Origin of the sequence: Streptomyces sp. NPDC094448 (assembly GCF_044763775.1) — a bacterium.
In the GTDB taxonomy this organism is placed as follows: domain Bacteria; phylum Actinomycetota; class Actinomycetes; order Streptomycetales; family Streptomycetaceae; genus Streptomyces.
The window spans coordinates 99,666-123,437 of sequence record NZ_JBIWGU010000016.1 but is presented as its reverse complement, the minus strand read 5'-3'; the positions used below and the strand labels follow the sequence as shown (position 1 = coordinate 123,437).

At 72.2% G+C, this 23,772-nt stretch carries 23 protein-coding genes; 12 read left to right on the top strand and 11 right to left on the bottom strand.

Annotated elements, in window-relative coordinates; all coding sequences use genetic code 11:
* Positions 1 to 256: 256 nt before the first annotated feature.
* Entirely contained in the window at positions 257 to 1,219 is a 963-nt protein-coding gene (locus ACIQ9E_RS27355) for an electron transfer flavoprotein subunit alpha/FixB family protein (protein WP_403711460.1), read from the bottom strand.
* Between the two features lie 66 nt (positions 1,220 to 1,285).
* The gene (locus ACIQ9E_RS27350; RefSeq protein WP_403711458.1) at positions 1,286 to 2,074 is read right to left on the bottom strand and encodes an electron transfer flavoprotein subunit beta/FixA family protein; all 789 of its coding nucleotides are present in this window, start codon (positions 2,072 to 2,074) and stop codon (positions 1,286 to 1,288) included.
* Between the two features lie 521 nt (positions 2,075 to 2,595).
* Here ACIQ9E_RS27350 and ACIQ9E_RS27345 point away from each other — a divergent pair.
* Positions 2,596 to 3,324: a lysophospholipid acyltransferase family protein gene (locus tag ACIQ9E_RS27345; protein WP_403711456.1), complete on the top strand. Its 729-nt coding sequence runs from the start codon at positions 2,596 to 2,598 to the stop codon at positions 3,322 to 3,324.
* A gap of 67 nt (positions 3,325 to 3,391) precedes the next feature.
* Here ACIQ9E_RS27345 and ACIQ9E_RS27340 read toward each other — a convergent pair whose 3' ends face one another.
* From ACIQ9E_RS27340 to ACIQ9E_RS27320, 5 genes are all read right to left on the bottom strand, one after another.
* Entirely contained in the window at positions 3,392 to 4,087 is a 696-nt protein-coding gene (locus ACIQ9E_RS27340) for a B3/4 domain-containing protein (protein WP_403711454.1), read from the bottom strand.
* Between the two features lie 11 nt (positions 4,088 to 4,098).
* Positions 4,099 to 4,677, bottom strand: a complete 579-nt coding sequence (locus tag ACIQ9E_RS27335) for a transglutaminase domain-containing protein (protein WP_403711452.1) — start codon at positions 4,675 to 4,677, stop codon at positions 4,099 to 4,101.
* A gap of 79 nt (positions 4,678 to 4,756) precedes the next feature.
* A complete protein-coding gene (locus ACIQ9E_RS27330) occupies positions 4,757 to 5,845 on the bottom strand; it encodes a threonine aldolase family protein (protein WP_403711450.1) in 1,089 nt (362 codons plus the stop codon).
* Positions 5,824 to 6,576, bottom strand: coding sequence for an SDR family NAD(P)-dependent oxidoreductase (locus ACIQ9E_RS27325; protein ID WP_403711573.1), 753 nt, complete (start codon positions 6,574 to 6,576; stop codon positions 5,824 to 5,826). The genes ACIQ9E_RS27330 and ACIQ9E_RS27325 overlap by 22 nt, the downstream gene beginning before the upstream one ends.
* A 26-nt stretch (positions 6,577 to 6,602) precedes the next feature.
* Entirely contained in the window at positions 6,603 to 8,018 is a 1,416-nt protein-coding gene (locus ACIQ9E_RS27320) for a DUF6421 family protein (protein WP_403711448.1), read from the bottom strand.
* A 334-nt stretch (positions 8,019 to 8,352) separates the two neighbouring features.
* Between ACIQ9E_RS27320 and ACIQ9E_RS27315 the strand changes: the two genes are divergently transcribed.
* Positions 8,353 to 9,003 (top strand): glycerophosphodiester phosphodiesterase, encoded by a 651-nt coding sequence (locus tag ACIQ9E_RS27315; protein WP_403711571.1) that lies wholly within the window; start codon positions 8,353 to 8,355, stop codon positions 9,001 to 9,003.
* A gap of 60 nt (positions 9,004 to 9,063) precedes the next feature.
* Here ACIQ9E_RS27315 and ACIQ9E_RS27310 read toward each other — a convergent pair whose 3' ends face one another.
* Positions 9,064 to 9,618: a GNAT family N-acetyltransferase gene (locus tag ACIQ9E_RS27310; protein WP_403711446.1), complete on the bottom strand. Its 555-nt coding sequence runs from the start codon at positions 9,616 to 9,618 to the stop codon at positions 9,064 to 9,066.
* A 210-nt stretch (positions 9,619 to 9,828) separates the two neighbouring features.
* Between ACIQ9E_RS27310 and ACIQ9E_RS27305 the strand changes: the two genes are divergently transcribed.
* From ACIQ9E_RS27305 to ACIQ9E_RS27290, 4 genes are all read left to right on the top strand, one after another.
* Complete coding sequence (locus ACIQ9E_RS27305; protein ID WP_403711444.1) at positions 9,829 to 10,380, top strand: DUF5134 domain-containing protein; 552 nt, start codon at positions 9,829 to 9,831, stop codon at positions 10,378 to 10,380.
* A gap of 101 nt (positions 10,381 to 10,481) precedes the next feature.
* Entirely contained in the window at positions 10,482 to 11,417 is a 936-nt protein-coding gene (locus ACIQ9E_RS27300) for a M56 family metallopeptidase (RefSeq protein WP_403711442.1), read from the top strand.
* A gap of 169 nt (positions 11,418 to 11,586) precedes the next feature.
* Positions 11,587 to 12,315 (top strand): phosphatase PAP2 family protein, encoded by a 729-nt coding sequence (locus ACIQ9E_RS27295; protein WP_403711440.1) that lies wholly within the window; start codon positions 11,587 to 11,589, stop codon positions 12,313 to 12,315.
* 129 nt (positions 12,316 to 12,444) lie between these two features.
* Positions 12,445 to 13,065: a TetR/AcrR family transcriptional regulator gene (locus ACIQ9E_RS27290; RefSeq protein ID WP_403711438.1), complete on the top strand. Its 621-nt coding sequence runs from the start codon at positions 12,445 to 12,447 to the stop codon at positions 13,063 to 13,065.
* Positions 13,066 to 13,132: 67 nt separating this feature from the next.
* On the opposite strand, the gene ACIQ9E_RS27285 is transcribed toward ACIQ9E_RS27290, so the two are convergent.
* Complete coding sequence (locus ACIQ9E_RS27285; protein ID WP_403711436.1) at positions 13,133 to 14,677, bottom strand: LVIVD repeat-containing protein; 1,545 nt, start codon at positions 14,675 to 14,677, stop codon at positions 13,133 to 13,135.
* Between the two features lie 175 nt (positions 14,678 to 14,852).
* Here ACIQ9E_RS27285 and ACIQ9E_RS27280 point away from each other — a divergent pair, with 175 nt between their 5' ends.
* The 5 genes from ACIQ9E_RS27280 (at position 14,853) to ACIQ9E_RS27260 (ending at position 20,410) form a co-directional block, all read left to right on the top strand.
* Positions 14,853 to 15,551: a DUF305 domain-containing protein gene (locus ACIQ9E_RS27280; RefSeq protein ID WP_403711434.1), complete on the top strand. Its 699-nt coding sequence runs from the start codon at positions 14,853 to 14,855 to the stop codon at positions 15,549 to 15,551.
* A gap of 108 nt (positions 15,552 to 15,659) precedes the next feature.
* Positions 15,660 to 17,048, top strand: coding sequence for an FAD-dependent oxidoreductase (locus ACIQ9E_RS27275; RefSeq protein WP_403711432.1), 1,389 nt, complete (start codon positions 15,660 to 15,662; stop codon positions 17,046 to 17,048).
* 388 nt (positions 17,049 to 17,436) lie between these two features.
* On the top strand, positions 17,437 to 18,099 hold the full coding sequence (locus ACIQ9E_RS27270; RefSeq protein ID WP_403711430.1) for a uracil-DNA glycosylase: 663 nt from the start codon (positions 17,437 to 17,439) through the stop codon (positions 18,097 to 18,099).
* Positions 18,096 to 19,109 (top strand): N-acetylglucosamine kinase, encoded by a 1,014-nt coding sequence (locus ACIQ9E_RS27265; protein WP_403711428.1) that lies wholly within the window; start codon positions 18,096 to 18,098, stop codon positions 19,107 to 19,109. Before ACIQ9E_RS27270 ends, ACIQ9E_RS27265 begins: the two co-directional genes overlap by 4 nt.
* Positions 19,110 to 19,366: 257 nt before the next feature.
* On the top strand, positions 19,367 to 20,410 hold the full coding sequence (locus tag ACIQ9E_RS27260) for a sirohydrochlorin chelatase (protein ID WP_403711426.1): 1,044 nt from the start codon (positions 19,367 to 19,369) through the stop codon (positions 20,408 to 20,410).
* Between the two features lie 182 nt (positions 20,411 to 20,592).
* Here the strand turns inward: ACIQ9E_RS27260 and ACIQ9E_RS27255 are convergent, their stop codons facing one another.
* Positions 20,593 to 21,642, bottom strand: a complete 1,050-nt coding sequence (locus ACIQ9E_RS27255) for a lactonase family protein (RefSeq protein WP_403711423.1) — start codon at positions 21,640 to 21,642, stop codon at positions 20,593 to 20,595.
* A gap of 384 nt (positions 21,643 to 22,026) precedes the next feature.
* Between ACIQ9E_RS27255 and ACIQ9E_RS27250 the strand changes: the two genes are divergently transcribed.
* Positions 22,027 to 22,716: an HAD family hydrolase gene (locus ACIQ9E_RS27250; protein WP_403711421.1), complete on the top strand. Its 690-nt coding sequence runs from the start codon at positions 22,027 to 22,029 to the stop codon at positions 22,714 to 22,716.
* A gap of 121 nt (positions 22,717 to 22,837) precedes the next feature.
* Here ACIQ9E_RS27250 and ACIQ9E_RS27245 read toward each other — a convergent pair whose 3' ends face one another.
* On the bottom strand, positions 22,838 to 23,641 hold the full coding sequence (locus tag ACIQ9E_RS27245) for an SAM-dependent methyltransferase (protein WP_403711419.1): 804 nt from the start codon (positions 23,639 to 23,641) through the stop codon (positions 22,838 to 22,840).
* Between the last annotated feature and the right edge of the window lie 131 nt (positions 23,642 to 23,772).

Below are 23,772 nucleotides of genomic sequence, written 5' to 3'. Positions count from 1 at the left end.
CCGAACGGAATGGATAATCCGCATGGCGAAGCTAGTCGGCGATCGTGATCTCCGTCAACGGTGGGCACGGCGTCCGGAACCGGCCGGGGGGGGGCGCCGGGGGGGCGGGGGGGGGGGCCCCCCCCGGGGGCCCCCCCCCGCCCCCCCGGCGGGGGGGGGGGGGGGGCGCGCGCCGGCGGGGGGGCCCCCCCCCGGCCCCCCCGCGCCCCCCCCCCGGCCGGTTCGCACAGCCCGTGCCACCGGGGGCGGCGGGGGCTCAGCCCTTGCGGGCGGTCACCTCTTCGGTGAGTTGGGGGACGACGGTGTGGAGGTCGCCGACGACGCCGTAGTCGACGAGGTCGAAGATCGGTGCCTCGGGGTCCTTGTTGATCGCCACGATCGTCTTCGACGTCTGCATACCCGCCCGGTGCTGGATCGCGCCCGAGATACCCGAAGCGATGTACAGCTGGGGCGAGACGCTCTTACCGGTCTGCCCGACCTGGTGGGCGTGCGGATACCAGCCCGCGTCCACCGCCGCGCGCGACGCGCCCACCGCACCGCCCAGCGCGTCCGCGAGCGCCTCGATCAGTGCGAAGTTCTCACCCGAGCCCAGCCCCCGGCCACCGGAGACCACGATCGCCGCCTCCGTCAGCTCCGGACGCCCCGTCGACTCCCGCGCCGACCGCGACACCACCCGCGCCCCACGGGCCGAGCCCGCGAAGTCCACCGCCAGCTCCTCCACCACCCCCGCACCCTCCACAGCCTCCACCGGCGCGCTGTTCGGCTTCACCGTGATGACGGGGATCCCGCGGGTCACCCGGGAGCGGGTGGTGTACGAGGCGGCGAACGCCGACTGCACCGCCACCGGACCCCCCTCACCCGCCTCCACGTCCACCGCGTCCGTGATCACACCCGACCCCAGCCGCAACGCCAGCCGGGCGGCGACCTCCTTGTTCTCCCCCGACGACACGAACAGCACCGCCACCGGCCCCACCAGCTCCACAGCCCGCTGCACCGCATCCACCCTCGGCACCACCAGGACATCCGCGAACTCCGGCGCCTCGGACACCAGAACCCGGGAAGCACCATGAGAGCCCAGCACCCCGGCCGTCCCCCCGGCACCCGCACCCAGCGCCACCGCCACCGGCGCACCCAGCCGCCGCGCCACCGTCAGCAACTCCAGCGTCGGCTTCCGGACCGACCCCTCCACATGATCGACAACAACCAGAACATCCGCCATGACACACACTCCAGAAGAAGACGAGGAAAGATGAGGAAAGAGAGGAACGAAGAACGCAGAAGAGGGTCAGACGAACTTGCGGGACGCCAGGAACTCCGCCACCCGAACGCCTCCCTCACCCTCGTCCGTCACCACCGTCCCCGCACTGCGCGCGGCCCGCGCCTCCACCCCGTCCACCGCAGTCCACGCCCCCGCCGCACCCACCAGCCCCGCGTCCAGACCCAGCTCCTCCAGATCCCAGGACTCCACCTTCTTCTTCTTCGCCGCCATGATCCCCTTGAACGAGGGGTAGCGCGCCTCGCCGGACTGATCGGTCACCGACACCACCGCCGGCAGCTCCGCCTCCACCACCTCCGACGCCACATCCCCATCACGACGCCCCGACACCACACCACCCGCCACCGACACCTCCGACAGCAGACTCAGCTGCGCCACCCCCAGCCGCTCCGCCAGCAGCGCCGGGAGCACCCCCATCACCCCGTCCGTCGACGCCATCCCGCACACCACCAGATCGAACCCGGCCTTCTCCACCGCCGACGCCACCACCAGCGACGTCCCCATCACATCCGAACCGTGCACACCGTCGTCCTCGACATGGACCCCCGAGTCCGCACCCATCGACAGCGCCTTGCGCACCGCCTCCCGCGCATCCTCCGGACCCACCGTCAACACCGTCACCGACGCATCCCCACCAGCCGCCTCCGAGATCCGCAGCGCCTGCTCCACCGCATACTCGTCCAGCTCCGACAACAGACCGTCCACACCCTCACGATCCACCGTCAGATCATCCGCGAACCCACGATCGCCACTCGCATCGGGCACGTACTTCACACAGACAACGATCCTCAAGCTCACGCCGGCTCTCCTCCTTGCAGTGGCCACTTCCGTGGTGTCCCCGTGCGCGCCGTGCCGGGGGGTGGTTCGTTCTGCCAGGCAGCATAGGTGCCCCGAGGCGGGGTTTCCGGCCCTCGGCGAGCGACGCTCCGGACCAGATATTACTCACCAGTACGCTCCTCACCCTACCCCTGAGCAAGCGCTTGGCACTGTGACCTTCCCAACGTCCTCCCAACGCCTTCCCAGGACTCTCTCCACCCTTTCCCCGCACCTCCCCCGGCCCGGCGGAGGCACTCCCCCGCCTCCCGGATGCCGCGCGCCAGCCACGGATGCCCATGGGCGGCCCACCGCATGCCGGGAAATACCGGTATGAGTCAATGGACCGACCACCCGGGCGTGATGAGAATCTCGCAGGGCGGACACGCCGGGACTGGCCAGACCGGCCCGTATGGGGCACGATCTGCCCAGCGCCCTAAAACCTACGGCTGCGTAACTTCCACCCGGAGACCCCTCCCCGGGCACGACAGAAGGGTCCTCTCCGGATGGCTGAGCTCGTCTACCGGCCGATCGTCGGCGCCGCCTGCGTCCTGTTCAAAGCCCTGGACCTGAAGATCGACATCCAGGGGGCGCAGAACATCCCGAAGACGGGTGGGGCCGTGCTGGTGAGCAATCACATCGGCTACCTGGACTTCATCTTCGCGGGCCTGGCCGCGCTCCCCCAGAAGCGGCTGGTCCGCTTTATGGCGAAGGAGTCGGTCTTCCGGCACCGGATCGGCGGCCCCCTGATGCGCGGGATGAAGCACATCCCCGTCGACCGGGCCAAAGGCGAGGACGCCTACCGCCACGCTCTCGACGCCCTGCGCTCGGGTGAGATCGTCGGGGTGTTCCCGGAGGCCACGATCTCCCAGTCGTTCGCCCTGAAGTCGTTCAAGTCCGGCGCCGCGCGCCTCGCCCAGGAGGCCGGGGTTCCGCTGATCCCGGTGGCGCTGTGGGGGACGCAGCGGCTGTGGACGAAGGGCCGTCCGCGCAATCTGAAGCGCAGCCACATCCCGATCACCATCCGGGTGGGCGAGCCGGTGGAAGCCCCCACGGACCAGTACGCGGGGGCGATCACACGGCGGTTGCGCGACCGGGTGCAGGAGCTGCTCGAATCGGCCCAGCGGGCCTATCCCGTACGGCCGAAGGACGCTGCGGACACCTGGTGGGTGCCGGCCCATCTCGGGGGTACCGCACCCACCCCGGCCGAGGTACAGGTGCGCGAGGCACGCTGAACCGCGCCCCCCGCGTATCCGTACCGGGACCGGCGGAGAAGTCTCCGGTCCCGGTACGGATCGGAGGTCAGCGGCCCGGTTCGCGGACCGTGATCCGGGCGCCGGGGCTCAGCTTCTCCAGGGATTCGGCAAGTTCGGCGGCCGCGGCCCGGAGTTCGCCGCCGGCCATCGGCGCGAGGGACTCCAGCAGGAAGAGGGCGTTCACCGACTCCTCCGTGAGGCGGGTGCGCGGCCCCTGCCGCCAGTTCCAGCGGCGGCAGGTGACGCCCTCGCCGTCGCACCACACGACTTCGCCGGGCTCCGGATGCTCGACGGTCTCCGCGCCCGCCGCGACGGTCGTGAACGGCTCGTCGCCCGTGGCGCGCACCAGACGCATACCGCCGCTGATCCGGTCGAGGTCCTCGCCGCCGACGGGGATCAGATGGGCGACGCTGATGGCGTTGTAGACGTCGACGAGACGGTTGATCCGGGGCAGTCCGCCGTCGGCGAGGGCACGTTTGGCGAGCGCCTCGGCGGAGTTGCGGGTCCGGGACGGTTTGGCGCCGAAGGCGGTGTAGACCTCGCGCCAGGCGGCCATATGCGGGTCCTCGTGCGGGGCGCGCCCGCCCAGACGGCCGGCGAGGCGGCGCGCGGCATCGTCGAGGAGCGCGGAACTGTGGTCGTCGCTGGGGCCGTTGACCAGCCCGTACGCCTCGATCGCAAGGTGGGTGAAGCCGGGGGCCAGGGCGGTGACCTCGTCGGCGACGGTGAGCGTGAGCGCCATGCGGTTCCTCGTCACAGTGCAGTGGGGAGCGTCTTGCAGAGGGTTTCGCGGTCGGGTGCCGACCTGAGCACGGCGAGCACCGCCGGATGTGGTGCAGCATATAGCATCGGATAGTCCTCTTCATTGGACTCGGGGTCGACAGGAAAGGCCAGCCGCTCCTCGTCGAGGGAGAACTGCGCGTCCACGCCGGGCTTGTTGCCCCGGGGGTCGATCCGGGACCAGTTCTCGCGCCCCGGCAGCTTCAGCGCCACCAGTCCGTGCAGAACGCCGAGGTTCTGGTAGCAGAGGGCGGCGGGAATCGATTCGGCGCGCAGCAGGGCGGCCAGGGCGTGGGCCTTGGCGTAGCAGATGCCGGTGCGCTGCTCCAGGACCTCGGAAGCGCGCCGGGTGACCCGGGGGTCGTCGGCGTCGATGGAGTGCGTCACGGTGTCGCGGACGAACTCGAAGGCGGCTCGGGCGTAGGCGTGGGCGCCGGGGGCGTCGCGCCGCAGACGGGCGGCGGTCTCCCGGACCAGCGGGTGGCCGTGGTCGATGGTGTCGTCGGCGGCCAGATAGGCGGCGATATCGTCCGTCTGCTGGATGAGTTGCATGCCTCGACGATAGGAAGAGCGGCCGACCGGGTCAATGGATTTCCGGTCGGCCGCATATTCATGCAGGATTCCTGGTCCGCTAGCGGGCCATCTCTTCCTTCAGTGCCTGGACGAAGGTGTCGACGTCCTCTTCGGTGGTGTCGAAGGAGCACATCCAGCGGACATCGCCCGCGGCCTCGTCCCAGAAGTAGAAGCGGAAGCGGGCCTGGAGCCGGACGGTCACCTCGTGCGGGAGCCGGGCGAAGACGGCGTTGGCCTGCACCGGGTAGAGGATCTCGACGCCGTCGACCTGCCGGACGCCGTCGGCGAGCCGCCGGGCCATGGCGTTGGAGTGGCGGGCGTTGCGCAGCCACAGATCGCGGGCGAGCAGTGCCTCCAGCTGGACGGAGACGAAGCGCATCTTCGACGCGAGCTGCATGGACATCTTGCGTATGTGCTTCATATGGCTGACGGCGCCCGGGTCGAGGACGATGACCGCCTCGCCGAACATCATGCCGTTCTTGGTGCCGCCGAAGGTGACCACGTCGACGCCGACGGCGTTGGTGAAGGTCCGCATGGGGACGTCGAGCGAAGCGGCCGCGTTGGATATGCGGGCGCCGTCGAGGTGGACCTTCATCCCCCGCTCGTGGGCGTGTTCGACGATCTCGCGGATCTCGCCGGCGGTGTAGACCGTGCCCAGTTCGGTGTTCTGGGTGATGGACACGACCTGGGGCATCGCCCGGTGCTCGTCCTCCCAGCCCCAGGCCTGCCGGTCGATCAGCTCGGGGGTGAGCTTGCCGTCCGGGGTCGGTACGGTCAGCAGCTTCAGTCCGCCCATACGCTCGGGCGCGCCGCCCTCGTCGACGTTGATATGGGCGCTCTCGGCGCAGATCACCGCGCCCCAGCGGTCGGTCATGGCCTGGAGGGCCGTGACGTTGGCGCCGGTGCCGTTGAAGACCGGGAAGGCTTCGGCGGTGGGGCCGAAGTGGCTGTGCATGATGCGCTGGAGGTGGTCGGTGTAGTCGTCCTCGCCGTAGGAGACCTGGTGTCCTCCGTTGGCGAGGGCGACGGCGGCGAGCACCTCGGGGTGGACGCCCGCGTAGTTGTCGCTGGCGAAGCCCCGTACCGCGGGGTCGTGATGGCGCCGGGCGGCCGTCGGGTGGGTCTTCACGGGCGGGGCGTCAGCCACAGGCGCTGTCCATTCACTTCACCGGCGGGCCGGTCCCAGACTCCGGCGATGGCATCGGCCAGTTCCGAGACGTCCGTGAAGCCCGCGAACTTCGCGTTCGGGCGCTCGGCGCGCATGGCGTCGTGCACCAGAGCCTTCACCACCAGGATCGCAGCCGCCGTCCTGGGACCGTCCTCGCCCCCCGCCTTGCGGAAGGCGTCGGCCAGGGCAAGGGTCCAGGCCTCGGCGGCCGCCTTGGAGGCGGCGTAGGCGGCGTTGCCCGCGGTGGGGGCACTCGCTCCGGCGGCGCTGATCAGCAGATAGCGGCCGCGGTCGCTGCGGAGCAGCCCGTCCTGGAAGGCGAGGGAGGTGTGCTGGACGGTGCGGATCAGCAGCTTCTCCAGCAGGTCCCAGTCGGAGAGCTTGGTCTCGGCGAAGGAGGCGCTGCCGCGCCAGCCGCCGACGAGATGCACCAGCCCGTCGATCCGGCCGAACTCCTTCTCGGTCTTGACGGCCCACTCGCGGGTGGCATCGAGATCGAGCAGGTCGACCGTGTCACCGGTGACGGTGGCGCCGCCGTGGGCGTAGCGGGCGGCGTCGACGGCGGCGGCGAGGCGCTCGGGGTCGGCGTCGGCTCCGACGACGGTGGCGCCCGCCTCCGCGAGGCGGAGCAGGGTGGCGCGCCCGGCGGGGCCCGCCGCGCCGGCGACCGCGACGACGGCCCCTTCCAGCGGGCCGTTGGAGTTCTTCATCTCGGTCGCCTCCTCGGTACGGATGGTCACGCGGCTGCCCCGGACGCGGTGCCGTCGGCCACCGGACCGTTCGCGGTGATCCCCTTGGTGGTGGCGATCACGCGCTTGAGCTTCTTGGACAGCGCCTCATAGAACATGCTGAGCGGAAACTCGTCCGGAAGCACGTCGTCGACGAGCTTACGCGGCGGCTGGGACAGGTCGAGGGCGTCGGGGCCCTTGGCCCAGCGGGAGCCGGGGTGGGGGGCGAGGTAGGTGGAGACCAGCTCGTACGCGGCGAACCAGTGGACCAGCTTGGGGCGGTCGATACCGTCGCGGTAGAGCTTCTCGATCTCGGCGCAGAGCTGGTTGGTGATCTGCGGCGCCCGCTCCCAGTCGATCTTCAGGGTGTTGTCGGTCCAGCGCAGCACATCGTGCTGGTGGAGGTAGGCGAAGAGGAGCTGGCCGCCGAGTCCGTCGTAGTTGCGGACGCGCTCGCCGGTGACGGGGAAGCGGAACATTCGGTCGAAGAGGACGGCGAACTGGACGTCACGGCCCTGCGGGAAGCCGTCGGCCTCCAGCCGCACGGCCTCCTTGAAGGCGGTGAGGTCGCAGCGCAGCTCCTCCAGTCCGTACATCCAGAACGGCTGGCGCTGCTTGATCATAAAGGGGTCGAACGGCAGATCGCCGTGGCTGTGGGTGCGGTCGTGGACCATGTCCCACAGGACGAAGGCCTCCTGGCAGCGCTGCTGGTCCTCGACCATGGCCCGGATGTCGCCGGGCAGGTCCAGGCCGAGTACGGAAACGGCCTCGTTGGTCACGGCGCGGAAGCGCGCGGCTTCCCGGTCGCAGAAGATCCCGCCCCAGGTGAACCGCTCGGGGGCCTCGCGGACGGCGATGGTCTCGGGGAAGAGGACGGCGGAGTTGGTGTCGTATCCGGCGGTGAAGTCCTCGAAGGTGATACCGCAGAACAGCGGGTTGTCGTAGCGGGTGCGCTCCAGCTCGGCGAGCCACTCGGGCCACACCATGCGCAGGACGACGGCCTCCAGATTGCGGTCCGGGTTGCCGTTCTGGGTGTACATGGGGAAGACCACGAGGTGCTGGAGGCCGTCGGCGCGGTGCGCGGCGGGCTGGAAGGCCAGCAGGGAGTCGAGGAAGTCCGGGACGCCGAAGGCGTCGTCGGACCACTTGCGCAGGTCCGCGGTGAGCGCGCGGTGGTAGTCGGCGTCGTGCGGCAGCAGCGGGGACAGCTCCGCCACCGCGCCGGCTATCCGCTCCACGGCGCTCTCGGCGTCGGCCCGGCTGGGGGCGCCCTCGGCGTCGAAGTCGAGGGAACCGTCCTTCGACTGCCAGGGGCGGATCTCCTCGACGGCGCTCTTGAGCCGCGGCCAGGCCGGGTGGTCGATCACCCGCTCCGCGGTGGATCCGGTCGCTACGGCAGCGTCCTGCACAAGAATTTCCGTCATGCCACTTCCTTCACAGGAGAACCTCGCGTCAAGACACCGTATCCAGGCCACCTTCTTTGAGACAAGTGACCCCTAAGCAAATTATCCTGCACGATTTCACGATCACCGGAAGGTTTACAGCCCGTGACCGGACGAACGCCGACTTCCGTCGGCCTGAACACCCACAGGAGGGGTACGGGGGACTGATGCGTGCACGGACGGTCCCCTCCGGGGTACGGACCATTAGGCTGCGCCCTGCCGGGCCGCCGCTGCCCGTGGGGCAGTTGCGCGGGAGCCGCCGTCGACGGAAGCGGAGAGAATCTTGTCGTTCCTCACCATCGGTCATCGCGGAGTCATGGGCGTGGCGCCGGAGAACACCCTGCGCTCCTTCATCCGGGCGGAACGGTCCGGAATGGACGCCGTCGAGCTGGACCTCCATCTGAGCAAGGACGGCGCGCTCGTCGTCATGCACGACGAGGACGTGGACCGTACGACCGACGGCACCGGGCCCGTGGCCGAGAAGACCCTCGCCGAGCTGCGGGAGCTGGACGCGGGCGGCGGGGAGCGGGTGCCGGTCTTCGAAGAGGTGGTGGATGCGGTGCAGTGCCCGCTCCAGGCCGAGATCAAGGACATCGCGGCGGCTCGCGCCCTCGCCGATGTGCTGCTCCGCCGCGATCTGGTCCGGCGGGTCACGGTCTCCTCCTTCCACGACGACGCCGTCGCGGAGATCGCGGCCCTGGTGCCCGGGGTACGGACGGTGCTGATCGCGAGCCGCTGGGGCGGGGACGTCGTGGACCGGGCGAAGGCGGTCGGGGCGGACTGGCTGGCCCTGAACATCCGGCGGCTCACCCTGGAGACCACGGAGCGGGCGCACGGCGAGGGGCTGCGGGTGCTGGGCTGGGTGGTGAACACCCAGACCCAGCTCAGGCTGGCCCGCGCGCTGGAGCTCGACGGTGTCACGACCGACTTCCCCGAGATCCGGCGCACCGGCAGGTTCACGGCGTAGCGCCGCCTTGCCGGGCGGGGCACACGGCCGGGCGGGGACGGCTCCCGCCCGGCCGCTCCGTCAGCCCAGATCCTTGACGAGCTGCTCGAAGACCAGGTCGTCGCGCTTCGGCGTACCGTGGCGCTCGCTGCCGTACGGGAACGGCGAGAGGCTGCCCGTACGCCGGTAGCCCCGGCGCTCGTACCAGGCGATCAGGTCGGCGCGTACGGAGATCACCGTCATCTCCATCGCGGTCGCTCCCCAGCTCTGTACCGCCAGCCGCTCGGCCTCGCCGATCACCCGGCGCCCCAGGCCGTTGCCCTGGAGTCCCGGGCGGACCGCGAAGAGGCCGAAGTAGGCCCGGTCGGCACGCCGTTCGAGCTGGAAGCAGGCGACGACGTCGCCGTCGTCGCCCGTGACGACGATCAGCCTGCTGTTCTCGGCCGTCATCACTTCCCGGATACCGCTCTCGTCGATCCGCCGGCCGCCGATGAGATGGGACTCGGTGGTCCAGCCGCGTTCGTTCCCGTCGCCGCGGTAGGCGGACTGGACCAGTACCACCAGGGCGGGAACATCGGCATCGGCGGCATCGCGGTAGGTCAGGTCACCGGAGGGGCGAGGTGGTGCGGTGCTCATGGAGTGGTCTCTCCCGTCTCATTGCTGAAGATGGCCGGTTACGAGGTGCGCGTCAGCGTACGCGCCGCGCCCGGGGCCGCGCTCCCCGCGCACCCCTGTGCGCTCGGGTGTGCGCCACGGCGGCCGGGCATCCTCCGGTCGAGACCGGCGAGATCCCGTCCGGCCCGATGGCCGCCCGGGGCCCGCGGCCGTCCCCAGGGGAGGTGCCCCGTGCACGGACCGGTGGTGTCCGGCTGGCTGCTCGCCGCCCTGTCGGCAGCAACCGGCGCATACTGCCTGGCCCGGATGCGCTCCTGTTCCGGTGGGGCCCGCCGGGCGGCGGGCGGCGAGGCCCTGATGGGGTTCGGGATGGCGGCCATGGCGGTGCCCGCCGCCGTTCTGGACCCCCCGGGCTGGACCTGGGCCGCCGGTGCAGCGGTCTTCGGCGGAGCGGCGCTGCCGGCCCTGGCGGCGGTCCGGCGCGGCGGCCACCACCTCCACCACGCCGTGGGCTCGCTGGCGATGGCGTACATGGCGGTCCTGATGGCGGACCCGCCCGCCGCGGGCCACTCCGGACACGGCTCGGCGTCCCCGTCCGGCATCCCCCTGCTGACCGCTCTCCTGCTCGTCTACTACGCGGTGTACGTGCTCCGCTCCGGCGCCCGGCTCGCCCCTTCCGCCGGTCCGGGGCCCGGACCGGCGGGCGGGCCGGTACCGGAACTGGTTCCGGCCTGCCGGCTGGTGATGGCCCTCGGAATGCTGGCCATGCTGATCGCCCTGTGACCGGCGGCGGGCGGACGGGAACGGCGGAGAAACCGTGGCGTGCGTCACTCTTGCCGTCCGGGGCCGTCCCGCCGGTGCCGGGCGCTGGATAGGGTTGGGGCATGCTGGTCTCCCTGGTGCTGCTGTTGCTCGGCGCGTTGGCCGCTGTTCTGGCGCCCAGGCTGGTGGCAAGGGCCCACTGGTCGGAACGCGAACCGATCGTCGCCCTCTGGGTGTGGCAGTGCGTGGTCGCGGCGGTGCTGCTGTCGTTCGCCCTGTCGATGACCTTCAGCGCCGCCGCCGCCTGGCAGCTCGTCAGGGGACATGTCTTCGCCCCCGCGCCGCAGGCCGTGGTGGAGGCCTACGCCCTCGGGGTCGGCGGGCCGTGGGCGGCCGGGCTCGCCGTGATCCTGGCCTGCGGCGGCCTCTGGTCGGCCGCGATGCTGACCCGGGAGATCCGCACCGCCCGCGCACAGCGCCGGCGCCGCCGCCGGGATCTGCTGGTACGGGCTCCGCTGATGCCCGGCGAGGAGACCGCGGGCGAGCGGCTCGTGGTGCTGGAGGGCGAGCGCCCCGACGCCTGGTGGCTGCCCGGTTCGGCACCCCAACTGGTCATCACCACAGCCGCGTTGCGGAGGCTGAAGGGCCGGCAGCTCGATGCCGTGCTGGCGCACGAGCAGGGCCATGCCCGCGCCCGGCACGACTGGCTGCTGCACATCTCCGGGGCACTGGCCGCCGGATTCTCCCGGATTCCGGTCTTCGCGGTGTTCCGCGACGAGATGCACCGGCTGGTGGAGCTGTCCGCCGACGATATGGCCTCCAAGCGGTTCGGCAGGCTGACGATCGCGCTGGCCCTGGTCGAACTCAACGAGGAGCGGGGGGTGTTCGGGCCCTGCCCGCCGCACCACGCCCATCTCCCCCAGCGGGTGAACCGGCTGCTGGCGGCGGCCCCCCGGCTCGCTCCGGTGCACCGGCTGAAGCTGACCGCCGCCGCGGCCCTGGTGCCGGTGGTCCCCGTCCTGGTCGCGTTCGTCCCGGGCCTGCGGGCCCTCGGCTGAACCTGCCTCCGGGCGCCGGTACCGCGCCCGGAGGCGGCGGCGGACACCGCACCCGACGGCCGGAATCCGGGCCCCGGGATGGCCGTGGCGGCGTCCGCCGGGGAAGATCGTTCCCATGCCTTTCCCCGGATCTGCACCCCCAGGCCCGTCCGGCTCCTCCGGTACCTCCGTGCCTCCCGGACCTGCCCGGCCGGCTGCCGGGCCCGGTGAGCGCGCGGCGGGCCGCACCGGTCTCGTTCTGGCCGCCCTCTCGGCCGTACTGCTCTGGCTGGTCGCCGCCGCCTGGTCGCCCCTGCTCTCCTTCGACCGGTCGGTGGCCCGCGCCCTGCACCGCCGGGCGGTACGAGAACCCGATCTGGTCCAGGTCAACCGGATCCTGACGGACTGGGTCTGGGACCCCTGGACCATGCGGCTGCTGATCGCGGCGGCCGTGCTCGGGCTCTGGTTCCGCCGCGAACGGCTGCTGAGCCTGTACACCACGGCGGCCGTGCTCATCGGCTGGGGAATCCAGCAGTCGCTGAAGGCCGGCGTCGGACGGAAGCGGCCGCAGTGGCCCGACCCGGTGGATTCGGCGCACTTCGCCGCGTTCCCGTCCGGGCATGCCATGGTCGCGGCCGTGGTCTGCGTTCTGCTGCTGTGGCTGCTGCGGCGGCACGGCCTCCGGGGCCGGGCCTGGACGGCCGCGGTGACCGCCGCAGCGGTCTCGGTCGTCGGAGTCGGGCTGACCCGGCTCTATCTCGGGGTGCACTGGCCCACCGATGTCCTCGCGGGCTGGCTGATGGGGACCGGCTGGGCGCTGCTCGCCGTGGCGGCCTACCCCTGGGTCGAGGAGCGGATCAAGAGCCGTACCCGCGGCTCGTCGGATGCCGTCGACGGCGGTGCGGGACGCGCGGGCTGACGGTACGGCGACCGGGCCGGGCGATCCCCCGTGTCGCCCGGTCCGGCCCCCTCCGGCGGTGACCTCACGGCCGTCCGGCGGGCTGCGCTGAGTATATTGGCCGAGAGCCAGTCAACGCAGGAGTCCTGCATGAGCCCGCGGAGCGCGTCGGTCAATGAAGAGCTGCGCCGACGCTCGCGCGAAAGACTGCTGGAGGCCACGGTCGAGCTGGTCGGCGAACGAGGTTACGAGACCACGACGCTGGCCGATATCGCGGACCGGGCCGGTTCGGCCCGGGGTCTGGTCTCCTACTACTTCCCCGGCAAGCACCAGTTGCTCCAGTCGGCGGTGCACCGGCTGATGCACCGGACGCTGGAGGCGGCGCTCCTGCGCGAACCGCGTACGGAGGACGGCCGGGAGCTGCTGGCGCGGGCCATCGACGCTGTCATCGGGCTGGCCGTGGACCGTCCCGTACTGATGCGGGCGCATATGTCGGGGGTGCTACAGGCGGAGGGTTTCGTCCAGTGTCCCGAACAGCAGCGGCTCGCGGTGCTGCTGAGCGGTGCCGTGGAGCGGTACGGCTCGACGGCGGTCGGGGTCGACTACCGGCTGCTGCGGGCCCAGTTGATGGGCGCGGTCTTCGCGATCGTGCTGCCGGGCGCGCCGATGGCGGCCGAGCTGCTGCGGTCGGAACTGTTCCAGCGCTACGGGCTGGAGTGGGGACTGGGTGTCCCGCCGGATGCGCGGCCGCCCCGGCGGGACACCCCCTGACCTCTCTTCGATCACCGGGGCCCGCGGTTACGGGCCCCGGTGGTCAGCGGAGTTCGACCGTCAGAGTTCAGTCGTCGTGGCCGTGGTCGTCGTCGTCATCGTCGTCGTCATCGTCGAAGTAGTCCGGCTGGGTCTGGACGTTCAGCTCGTCCAGCCTGATCTTCTTCGCCGGGTCCGTACGCCTGTCGTTGATCTTCAGGACGTCCAGGCCCTTGACCATGTCGTTGGAGTAGACGTAGCCGTTGTAGTAGTACGCCGACCAGGTACCCCCGCCGATGAAGTCGGTGGCCGAGAGCGGTCCGCGCTCGAAGTAGCCGATCTCCTTCGGCTTCGACGAGTCGGTGAAGTCCCAGAAGGAGACACCGCCCTGGTACCAGGACTGGACCATGATGTCGCGGCCCTTGACCGGGATGATCGACCCGTTGTGGGCCACGCAGTTCTCGTTGCCGGCCTGGTGGCGCGGGATCTTGTAGTAGCTGCGGAAGACGAGCTTGCGCTTGTCGCCCTTGCCGACGAGGTCGTAGATGCCGTTCGCGCCGCGGTTGGGGCCGATCTCCGCGTTGCAGGTGGCCGAGCCGCCGCCGCCCAGCTCGTCCGTGAAGACGACCTTGTCCGTGTCCTGGTTGAAGGTGGCCGAGTGCCAGAACGCGAAGTTCACATTGTCCTGGACACGGTCGATGACCTTCGGCTTCTCCGGGTCCTTGATGGAGAAGATGATGCCGTCACCCATGCAGGCACCGGCCGCGAGGTCCTTCGACGGCAGCACGGTGATGTCGTGGCAGCCGGTCGTCTTGGAGACGCCCGGGTTGGTCGGACCACCGGGGTTGCCGCCGCCGTCCGGGCCCTCACCGGGGAAGAGCACCGGGAAACCGACGAGCTTCGCCTGCTGGGGCGCCTTGTAGGGCACCTTGACGACCGAGATGCCGTCGTGCGGCGGCTGGCAGTCGGGGTAGGCCGCGTTCGGCGAGTACGAGGAGACGTACACGTAGAGGTTGCGGCCGTCCGGCACCAGGGTGTTGGTGTGCGAACCGCAGGCGGTCTCGACGGCGGCGACGTACTTCGGGTTGCGCTTGTCGCTGATGTCGAAGACCTTGATGCCCTCCCACGAGGCCTTGATGGCCTGCGACTGCGACGTGCTGTTGCACGAGTTGTCGCTGCGCGAGGAGTCGGTGGACAGGATGAGCAGGTTCCCGGAGACGGAGATGTCGTTCTGGCTGCCCGGGCAGAGCACCTGGGCGACGGTCTTCGGGGACCTCGGGTTGGATATGTCGAAGATCCGGAACCCGTCGTAGTTACCGGCGTAGGCGTACTTCCCCTGGAACGCGATGTCCGAGTTCGTACCCTTGAGGGTGTCCTTGGGGATATTCGCCAGATGCTCGACGTTGGAGCTGCGGACGATCTCGTCCACGCCGGGTATGTCACCGCTCCGGATGGCCGAACGAAGCTCGGCCTCCTGGCTGTTCGTGGTCTCCTTCTGGTGAACGGGGGCGTCCCCGGGGTCGGGTGTGGCGGCGGCGGGTGCCGCCGTCAGCAGAGCCGCCATCAGCCCGGCCGCGGCCGCCGCCACGCCCAGACGTCTGCGCCGCACTCGTGTGGTGTGCAACAGGGTCACTGCGTCCTCCCTCGTCTCCGTTCGCTTCGAACGGTTCAGACACCACGGAAGTATTGTGCCTAGCATGCGCATTTCAATAGATGGAAACACACACGTCATGAAAGTTTTTGATCATTAGGTCGGGGAACTGTTCCGGAACGACCCCCCGCACCACCCCGAACCCCTGGAGGTCCCCGTGTTCACCCACCGTCCGGCAGCGGGCAGCCGCAGACCCGTTCTCCTCGCGGCGACCGTCCTGGCCGCCGTACTCGCCCTGAGTGCCTGCGAGTCGGACGGCGGTGGCTCCGACGCGGCGAAGAAACCGGCCGGTTCGGGCACGGCGACCGGTTCCGTCGTGGCACCGGGCAAGCCGGGCGAACCGGCGAAGACCCTCTCGCCCGAACAGGCGGCGAAGGCCCTGCCCGACGACAGCCCCAACGCCGCCGACTTCTCCTATGTCGAGATGATGGTCGTGCACCACGCCCAGGCGCTCACGATGACCGCCCTGGTACCGGAGCGGGCCGAGTCCAAGCAGGTCAAGGGCGTGGCGGACCGGATCTCGGCGGCGCAGAAGCCGGAGATCGACGCGATGAACGGCTGGCTGAAGCGATTCGCCGACAAGCGCCCGAAGGGCAGCGGCGGACACGGTCACGGCCACGGCGACCCGGCGACGATGCCCGGAATGGCGACCGACGCCCAGTTGGCGCAGTTGCGGGCGGCGAAGGGCAAGGCCTTCGACCAGCTCTTCCTGAAGCTGATGATCACCCATCACGACGGTGCGGTCAGCATGGCCGCCGACGCCCTCTCGGACGGCCGGAACACCCTGGTCCAGGAGATGGCCAACGACGTCATCTCGCAGCAGTCGGCGGAGATCGGCCGGATGCGCAAGATGTGACCCGCCGGTCCGCACGGTGGCCGGGAGGCACGGCCTTCCCGGCGCCGGGGCTCCCGGGGGACGTCCGGCGGTGCCATGCTGGAAGCCCCTGCGGGAAGGAGCGCGCGCGTGCTTCGTATCGCCGTCGTCGGATCGGGCCCCAGCGGGGTCTACACCGCGCAGGGGCTGGTCCGGCAGACCCGGGTGCCCGGAGTCCGGGTACACGTCCTGGACCGGCTGCCCTGCCCCTACGGACTGGTGCGCTACGGGGTCGCCCCCGACCACGAGAAGATCAAGTCACTGCAGCACAACCTCCGGGGCGTGCTCACCGACGAGCGGATCACCTTCCTCGGGAATCTGGAGGCCGGGGCGCCGGGCCTGGCGCCCGCAGACCTGCTGGAGCTGTACCACGCCGTCGTGTACTGCGTCGGCGCGTCCCGGGACCGCAGGCTCGGCATCCCGGGCGAGGAGCTGCCCGGCAGCCACTCCGCGACCGACTTCGTCTCCTGGTACAGCGCCCATCCCGACGCACCGGCCGGTGATTTCACCGGCCGGGCGCTCACCGCCCGCAGCGCCGTCGTGATCGGGGTCGGCAATGTCGCCGTCGACGTGGCCCGGATCCTCGCCCGGGGCGCCGACGAGCTGCGCCCCACCGATGTGCCGCAGGGGGCGCTGGGGGCTCTCGCCGTCAGCTCCGTGCGAGAGGTGCACATGGTGGGCAGGCGCGGCCCGTCCCAGGCCCGGTTCACCACCAAGGAGCTGCGGGAGCTGGGGGCGCTGCCGTCGGCGGCGGCGGTCGTCGATCCGGCGGAGCTGGCGCTGGACCCCGTATACGGCTCCCCGGCCGCGGCGGCCGGGCTCCCCGTGGTCCAGCGGCGGAATCTGGAGGTGCTGCGCGGCTGGGCGGCGGACGGGGCCCGGGAGGCGGGGCGGCGGATCGCCCTGCGGTTCTTCCTCCGCCCGGTGGAGCTGCTGGAACGGGACGGCCGGGTCGCCGCCGTACGGTTCGAACGGACCGCCCCGGACGGCGCAGGCGGAGTCCGGGGTACGGACCGCTACGAGGACATCCCGGCCCAGCTGGTGCTGCGGGCCGTGGGCTACCGGGGCGAACCGCTGCCGGGGCTGCCGTTCGACGATCGCGCGGGCACGGTCCCGCACACCGCCGGGCGGGTGCTCCGCGACGGGCTGCCGTCGCCCGGCGAGTACGTGGCGGGGTGGATCAAACGCGGTCCGACGGGCGTCATCGGCACCAACCGGCCGTGCGCCCGCGAGACCGTGGAGTCGCTGCTCGCGGACGCCCCCGCGCTGGCCGCCCGGCGGCCGGCCGAGGAGGACCCGGTGGCCCTGCTGCGGGCAGCCGGCCACCGCCCCGTGCCGTGGCCCGGGTGGCTCGCCATCGAGGAGGCGGAGACCGCCCTGGGCGCTTCGCTGGGGCGGCGGTCGGTGAAGATCCCCGACTGGGAAGGGCTGCTGGCGGCGGCGGACGGGGCGGACCGCCCCGGGCGCGCGGCGAACTGACCGGGCGGGGCGCCCGGCTCCGGTCCGCGGCACCCGGGTGCCCGTGCACCCGTCCGCACCGGTACCCCTGCCGCCGCCGGGGGCGCGGCGCCCCTTCCGGCCCGGGAGGACGCGATGCCCGGGGCCGTTGTCGGTGGGCGGGTGCAGACTGGTCTCCGTATCCAGGACGAAGACGTCGGGAGGTGTGGGGACATGACCGGAGTACCGCCCGCCGCGGGGGTCTTCCTGCCGGACGTGCTCCGGGCGAGGGCGGTGGCCGTGGACTGAGCAGCGGATGCCACGGGCCCGGCGGGACGGCTGTCGCAGGGACCGGAGGCAATCGGCACAGGATCTGGGGACAGCCGTGATTCGACCAGTAGAGTGACGAACCGTGACTGCACGACGGCCTTTGAACGAAATTGTGGAACCGGGCTGGGCCAAGGCCCTGGAGCCGGTGGCGGACCGTATCGCCGCGATGGGGGACTTCCTGCGGACGGAGGTCGCCGAGGGAAGAACGTACCTCCCGGCGGGCGCGCATGTCCTGCGGGCCTTCCAGCAGCCCTTCGACGATGTACGCGTCCTGATCGTCGGCCAGGACCCCTATCCGACCCCGGGGCACGCGGTGGGGCTGAGCTTCTCCGTGGCGCCGGACGTCCAGCCGGTACCCAAGAGCCTGGACAACATCTTCTGGGAGATGCACCAGGACCTGGGCCATCCCCGGCCGTCGAACGGCGATCTCACCCCGTGGGCGGAGCAGGGCGTGCTGCTGCTGAACCGGTCGCTGACCACCGCGCCCCGCAAGCCGGCCGCGCATCGCGGGAAGGGCTGGGAAGAGGTCACCGAACAGGCGATCCGGGCCCTGGTGGACCGGGGCAAGCCGCTGGTGTCGATCCTGTGGGGGCGGGACGCGCGCAATCTGCGCCCGCTGCTCGGCAGCCTGCCGGCCATCGAGTCGGCGCATCCCTCCCCCATGTCGGCGGACCGGGGCTTCTTCGGCTCCCGGCCGTTCAGCCGGGCCAACGAGCTGCTGGAGCAGCAGGGGTCGACTCCGGTCGAGTGGAAGCTGCCGTGACCTGCGCCGCCGGGTCCTGGGTCGTCGGGGTCGACTCCGGCGGCTCGGGGCTGCGGGTGGCCCTGGCGGAGGTGACGGACCGGGGCCCGGGCCCGGCGGAGACCGTCGTGTCCCGTACCCCGGTGCGCACCGGGGAGGCGGGGATCGACGCCCGGCAGCTGCTGGAGCAGTTGCTGCCGATGGTCCACGGACTCCTGGGCCGTGGCGGTACGGGCGGCATCCGGCCGGTGGCCGCGGTCGCGGTGGGGGCCGCGGGCATGGCCACGCTCGGCGGGCAGTTGCGGGCGGAGCTGCCCGGCGCGCTCGAAGCGGCCCTCGGGATCCGTGGTCTGGCGCTCGCCGCCGACGCCGTGACCGCCTACGCCGGTGCGCTCGGGCAGCGGCCGGGGGCGGTCGTCGCCGCGGGCACCGGGATGGTCGCGGTCGGCACGGATCTGACGGAGTGGCGGCGCGCCGACGGCTGGGGTCATCTGCTGGGCGACTGCGGCGGCGGGGCATGGCTGGGCCGCGCCGGGCTGGAGGCCGCACTCCGGGCCCATGACGGGCGGCGGGACGGCTCCACGGCGCTGCTGGCCGCGGCGGAGCGCGCGTTCGGTCCGCCCGCCGGGCTTCCGGGGCGGTTGTACCCGCGGACGGACCGCCCGGCGGTGCTGGCGTCGTTCGCCCCCGAGGTCGCCCGGTGCGCGGCGGAGGGCGACGCGGTGGCGGCCGGGATCCTCGCGGAGGCGGCGCGCCGGATCGCCGACGCCGCGGAGGCGGTATGCCCCCGGGAGACGGGCCGGGATGCGGTGATCGCACTGACGGGCGGGCTGTTGCGGATCGGGGACCCCCTCCTCGTACCCCTGCACGCTGAGCTGACGGACCGTCTGCCACGGGCCCGGCTGGTACCGCCCGCGGGCGATCCGCTGTCGGGTGCCCTGGCGATCGCCGCCGCCCTGGCCACCGGTTCGCTGCAACTCCCGGGCGATCCGGCGATGCTGTACCTCACCGGGGCGGACGGCGGGGTGTGACGGCACGCCGGAGCGGGCCCGGCCGTCCGGCGCGTCCGCACACCTGTGCGGCACGCCCGGAGGAGTGTACGGACCGGGGCAGCCGTCCGCTCGCCCCGGTGCGGGACACCCGGGGAACACGGGGAACACGGGGACCCCGAGGCGACAGACCGGGACAGACGAGACGCGCCAAACTCATCGGATAAATACGGACAGATGACGTCTGACACCCCCCTCCCCGAACAGGCCCGGGGGTAAAACCAGTAGCATGCGGCGCCATGAGCTCCCCCACTGGGCCCGCACCCGGCCTGCCTGTACGAATGCCGCGTCCCCGCCAGTCCGGTCGGCACCGCCGCCCGGAGCCCGTGGCGGCTCCCGAAGGCGCGCCCGCGCTGGTGCTCGCCGTACCCGGTGCCCCGACGCCCGCGGTCAGGGCGCTGGCCGAAGAGATCATAAGCATCGCCCGTTCCGAACTCCCCGGCCTCGATGTCGGCATCGGCTACCTCGACGGCCACGCCCCCGGGGAGCCCCTGGGCGACGCCGGATCCGCGGAGACGACCGCCGGCGACGAGGCCGCGGACGGGCCGGTCGCGAACGAGACCGGAGAGCCCGCCGACACGCCCGCCCCGGAGGCTTCGGACATCGGCGGCCCGGATCTGGCGACGGTGCTCGCCGGGGTCGCTGCGGTCCGTGCCGAGCGGTACGAGTTCGCGCGGGCCGCGGGCCGCGAGGTCGCGGAGCCCGAGGGTCCGGCGGCCGTGGTGGTACCGCTGCTGGTGGGCCCCGACGCGGTCCTGATGGGGCGGATCCGGGCAGCGGTCGAACGGAGCGCGGTACCGGTGGGCCTGGCCGATGTGCTGGGTCCGCATCCGCTGCTGGCCGAGGCCGTGCACGTACGGCTCTCCGAGGCGGGGCTGGCCCGCGCCGACCGGGCCCGGCTGTTCACGGTGGCCACGGCCGCCGACGGCATCGTCCTCGCCACCGTGGGGGGTGACGAGGCGGTACGCGCCGCCGGGATCACCGGCATGCTGCTGGCCGCCCGGCTCGCGGTGCCCGTGATGGCCGCCGCGCTCGACCAGGAGGGTTCGGTCGCCGCGGTCGCGGAGCAGCTGCGCGGTTCCGGTTCGACGCAGCTCGCCCTGGCCCCGTATCTGATCGGCCCCGAACTGCCCGACGGACTGCTGGACGCCGGTCTGAAGGAGGCGGGCGCTCCCGCGGCCGAGGGGCTGGGCGCGTACCCGGCGATCGGCAAGCTGGTGCTGTCGCAGTACACCACCACCCTCGGCATCACGCCCGCGCCGCAGGGTGCTCCGGTCCGCTGAACCACGGGCGGTCCGGGCCCGGGTGTGTTGCGTCCCGGGGTCCGGACCGTGCGGCGCGCCGGGGCCCGGCGCCGCCTCCGGCGCCCGGCGCGCCGGCGTTCCGTACCGGCGGCCGGCGCTTGCGGGCCCGAGGGCCGTCGGCGTGTCCCGGCCGTCCGTTCCGGGGCCGTCCCGGGCGCTGTTCAGGCGAAGACGATGCAGGAGGCCGCGGGGGCGTCCAGGGAGCCCGCCCGCCGTGGTACACCCGTCTCCGGGTCGAGGTCGAACCAGGTGACGTCGCCGGAGCGTTCATTGGCGGCGTAGAGCCGCCGCCCGGTGGGGTCGAGGGCCAGATCGCGCGGCCAGTTTCCGCCGCAGGGCACGGTGGTGACCAGCCGGAGCCGCTCCCGGTCGGGGCCGATGTCCAGTACGGAGATGCTGTCGTGGCCGCGGTTGGCGACCCAGAGCCGGTCCCCGCCGGGCGCCACCACGACCTCGGAGGGGTAGGAGCGCCCTTCGGTGCCCTCCGGCAGTACGGGGACCTCGCCCACCGCTTCGAGGACGCCCGTCTCCCCGTCCCAGCGGCAGACGGTGAGCGTGGGCTCCAGCTCGTTGAGGACGTAGGCGTGGGTTCCCGCCGGGTGGAAGGCCAGGTGGCGGGGTCCGGTGCCGGGGCGCAGAGCGGTCGTACCGTGCTCCACCAGCTCGCCCGAGGTGCGGTCGAGGGCGCAGACGTGCACCGAGTCGGTGCCGAGGTCGACGTCCAGGACCCAGCGGCCCCCGGGGTCGGGCAGGATCTGGTGGGCGTGGGGGCCGCGCTGGCGGTCGGGGTCGGGGCCGGTGCCGTCGTACTGGAGGACGCCGCTGACGGCGGCGGGGCGGCCGTCGTCGCCGACCGGCAGCACACTGACACTGCCGGAGCCGTAGTTCGCGGTCAGCAGATGGCCGGCGGCGGCCGTGAGATGGGTGGGCCCGGCGCCGCAGACCGGGACCGGCCCGCCCAGCGCCTTCGGCGCCGCGCCCAGGATGTCGAAGGCCGCCACGGCGCCCTCCGCGGTCTCGGAGACCGCGTACAGCACCGGGCCGCCGGCCGCCTGGCCGAGGGCCAGATAGGAGGGGTCGGCGATCGCGTCGCTGGATCCGGTCTCGGTCAGCGCACCGGTCTCGGCGTCGACGTCCGCGGCGATAACGCCCCGCCCGCCCGCCGAGGTGAACGATCCGATGAATGCCCGTCCGGCCCTGCTGTCGCCCACGGCGCTTCCTCCCACGCTGATCACTGTCGGTCGGCTCATCACCGGCTGCCGGGGCAGACGGTAGCAGCGGTCTAGACCAAGTGTCTGTACAAGGGTCCGTGCCCGGTTCACCGCAGGAGACAGTGGTCCCGGCGGATTCCGCAGTGGCTACCCGGCAACGGGGTCCGGCTATCCCCCGGGCGGCGACCGGTTTTCCCCCGGACGACGGGTACGGATGCCCGGCTGCTGGTCACCGGCGTACGGCGGGGCGGTGGCGCGGGGTACGCCCGGGGCGCGCGGCCGTCGCCGGGCGCCCGCCCTCGCGCCGTACGGGATGCACAGGGCCGCCGGGGCGGGCGGGGAAATCGTTCCGCGGAAGGGCGGACGCACTGGCATGCTGGGTGCATGAGCCTTACACGTACCCCGTCGGTGATCTTCGACCTGGACGGCACGCTGGTGGACAGCGAGCCCAACTACTACGAGGCGGGACGGCGGCTGCTCGCCGAGTACGGCGTCACGGACTTCGACTGGGAGCGGCACACCGATTTCATCGGCATCAGCACCCGCGACACCCTGGCGGCGCTACGCGAGGAGCACGGGCTTTCCGCATCCCTCGACGAACTGCTCGCGGGCAAGAACCGGCACTATCTGGAGCTGGCCCGGGCGTCGACGGCGGTCTTCCCGCAGATGCGGGAGTTCGTGGAGCTGCTGCGGGAGCGGGGGGTGCCGATGGCCGTGGCCTCGGGGTCGTCGCCGGAGAGCATCGCGGCGGTGCTCTCCGGCACCGGACTCGACGTGTTCTTCCCGACGGTCGTCTCGGCGGACGAGGTCCCGCGGGGCAAGCCGGCACCGGATGTGTTCCTGGAGGCGGCACGGCGGTTGGGGGCGGTCCCCGGCGACTGCGTGGTGCTGGAGGACGCGCCGCCCGGGGCCGCCGCTGCCCGCGCCGCCGGGATGCGGTGCATCGCGATCCCGTACGTGGCGGCGACCGCGGACGACCCGGCGTTCGCGGCGGCGGATCTGCTGTACGCGGGCGGCCGGCAGGAGTTCACCGCGCGGGCGGCCTTCGACTGGGTGCTCGGCAGCCGGGCGTAGACGGCGAAGCGGCAGCGGTCCCGGGCCGCGGGGCGCGCCGGGACAGCAGCGGTCGGAGCACCACGGGCCGGGCACGGACCGGAAGGCGCGCCGCGGCGGCGGGCCGCGGCGCGCTCCGGGGTCAGCGTTTGAACCCCACGCAGGTGTAGACCGGGGTACCCGCCGTGTCGAGGGCCTCTTCCTCGGGCTCGTGCGGCCACTTCTCCAGCGGCACCAGGCCCGGCTCCAGCAGGTCGAGCCCCGCGACCAGTTCACCGATCTCGGCGTGCGACCGCATCCGCAGCAGCACCCCGTTGGCGCGGTAGATCTCCACGATGCCCGCCATGGTGGCGGGGTCGAAATCCGCCGTACCGTGCGAGAGCATCAGGGCACTGCCCGGGGCCAGCGGCTCCAGCAGCGTCTCCAGCAGGCCGCGGGGATCGGCGTCGTCGCCGACGAAGTGGAGCAGGGCGATCGTCGACACCACCACGGGCTCGTCGAAGTCGAGCACCTCGCGCGCCCCGGCCAGTATCTTCTCCGGCTCCCGGACATCGGCCTGGAGGTATTCGGTGCGCCCGGCGGGTGTACCGCGCAGCAGGGCCTCCGCATGGCGCAGCACGACCGGATCGTAGTCCACGTAGGCGATCCGCGCGTCGGGGACCACCTCCTGGACGACCTGGTGCAGATTGGGCCGGGTCGGGATGCCCGTACCGATGTCGAGGAACTGGCGCAGTCCCCTGCGGGCCAGCAGCCGGGCGGCGCGGCGCATGAAGCCCCGGTTGGCGTGGGCCGCCTGACGGGCCCCCGGAAGGACCTTCAGTACCTGCTCGGCCGCGGCGGCGTCCACGGGATAGTGGTCCTTGCCGCCCAGGATGTAGTCGTAGATCCGGGCCGAATGGGCCTTCGCCGTGTCGATGGCGGTGTAGTCGTCCCCGGGGTCGGTCATGAAGGTGTCCTCCGCTGGTCGTTCCGTACCCGTGCTGGTGTTCCGGTACCGGTCGTTCCGTACCGGTACCCGTACTGCTTCCGGAACCGCTCGCACCCGGTTCGTGCCGGTGCCGCGGTGCCGGTGGATCC

Bases quoted from the DNA above. Each gene is read 5' to 3' on its own strand.
- ACIQ9E_RS27355 (WP_403711460.1), bottom strand. From the start codon at position 1,219: ATGGCGGATGTTCTGGTTGTTGTCGATCATGTGGAGGGGTCGGTCCGG.
- ACIQ9E_RS27345 (WP_403711456.1), top strand. From the start codon at position 2,596: ATGGCTGAGCTCGTCTACCGGCCGATCGTCGGCGCCGCCTGCGTCCTG.
- ACIQ9E_RS27340 (WP_403711454.1), bottom strand. From the start codon at position 4,087: ATGGCGCTCACGCTCACCGTCGCCGACGAGGTCACCGCCCTGGCCCCC.
- ACIQ9E_RS27335 (WP_403711452.1), bottom strand. From the start codon at position 4,677: ATGCAACTCATCCAGCAGACGGACGATATCGCCGCCTATCTGGCCGCC.
- ACIQ9E_RS27325 (WP_403711573.1), bottom strand. From the start codon at position 6,576: ATGAAGAACTCCAACGGCCCGCTGGAAGGGGCCGTCGTCGCGGTCGCC.
- ACIQ9E_RS27320 (WP_403711448.1), bottom strand. From the start codon at position 8,018: ATGACGGAAATTCTTGTGCAGGACGCTGCCGTAGCGACCGGATCCACC.
- ACIQ9E_RS27315 (WP_403711571.1), top strand. From the start codon at position 8,353: ATGGGCGTGGCGCCGGAGAACACCCTGCGCTCCTTCATCCGGGCGGAA.
- ACIQ9E_RS27310 (WP_403711446.1), bottom strand. From the start codon at position 9,618: ATGAGCACCGCACCACCTCGCCCCTCCGGTGACCTGACCTACCGCGAT.
- ACIQ9E_RS27300 (WP_403711442.1), top strand. From the start codon at position 10,482: ATGCTGGTCTCCCTGGTGCTGCTGTTGCTCGGCGCGTTGGCCGCTGTT.
- ACIQ9E_RS27290 (WP_403711438.1), top strand. From the start codon at position 12,445: ATGAGCCCGCGGAGCGCGTCGGTCAATGAAGAGCTGCGCCGACGCTCG.
- ACIQ9E_RS27260 (WP_403711426.1), top strand. From the start codon at position 19,367: ATGAGCTCCCCCACTGGGCCCGCACCCGGCCTGCCTGTACGAATGCCG.
- ACIQ9E_RS27250 (WP_403711421.1), top strand. From the start codon at position 22,027: ATGAGCCTTACACGTACCCCGTCGGTGATCTTCGACCTGGACGGCACG.
- ACIQ9E_RS27245 (WP_403711419.1), bottom strand. From the start codon at position 23,641: ATGACCGACCCCGGGGACGACTACACCGCCATCGACACGGCGAAGGCC.